The organism is Neisseria sp. P0022.S010 (genome assembly GCF_051956635.1).
In genome coordinates this window covers 1-956 of the sequence record NZ_JBQCXF010000751.1, presented here as the reverse complement: position 1 = coordinate 956, position 956 = coordinate 1, and the positions used below count along the sequence as shown (strand labels likewise).

Below are 956 nucleotides of genomic sequence, written 5' to 3'. Positions count from 1 at the left end.
ATACGTCTTACAACATGCCTGCCCAATCCGAACGCCTCCATTTTTCCGAACGCTGGCTCAACGCCTACGAACGCTACCGCTATCGCCGCCATATCCACGCCTTCCGCCTCGGCTTGGCAATCGTGTTTTCCACTCTGTTGGCCAAAGTCTTCCACCTGCAACACGGCGAGTGGATCGGCATGACCGTCTTTGTCGTCCTCGGCATGCTGCAATTCCAAGGCGCGATTTACTCCAAAGCGGTCGAACGCATGCTCGGCACGGCCATCGGTTTGGGCGTCGGTTTGGCCGTTTTATGGTTGAACCAGCATTATTTGCAAGACGGTGTTTTCTTCTATCTGATTATCGGCGCCGCCAGCGCAGTAGCCGGTTGGTCTGCGGTCGGCAAAAACGGCTATGTCGCCATGCTTGCCGGTTTGACCATGTGCATGCTCATCGGCGACAGCAGCCACCACTGGCTCGACAGCGGCCTGATGCGCGCCATGAACGTTTTGATTGGTGCCGCCATCGCCATTGCCGCCGCCAAACTCCTGCCCCTGCGCTCCACACTCATGTGGCGCTTCATGCTTGCCGACAACCTCACCGACTGCGCCAAAATGATTGCCGAAATCAGCAACGGCAAGCGCATGACGCGCGAGCGTTTGGAACAAAACATGATTAAAATGCGCCAAATCAACGCCCGCATGGTCAAAAGCCGCAGCCATCTGGCCGCCACATCCGGCGAAAGCCACATCAGCAACAATATGATGGAAGCCATGCAGCATGCCCACCGCAAAATCGTCAACACCACCGAGCTGCTCCTGACCACCGCCGCAAAACTGCGCGCGCCCACGCTCAACGAAAGCGAAATCCGCCTGCTCGACCGCCACTTCAACCAGCTCCAACGCGAACTGCGCCTGACCGTCCGCCTCATCAAAGGCCACTACGCCCGCCGTATCCGCATCGATACTTCGCTCAAT

The 956-nt window shown here is 57.7% G+C and carries 1 protein-coding gene; it reads left to right on the top strand.

Annotated features, from left to right (window positions below; all coding sequences use genetic code 11):
- Nucleotides 1–14 precede the first annotated feature (14 nt).
- Nucleotides 15–956: FUSC family protein (locus ACTHUT_RS21160; protein WP_440419768.1), on the top strand; the 942-nt coding region annotated here is incomplete at its 3' end.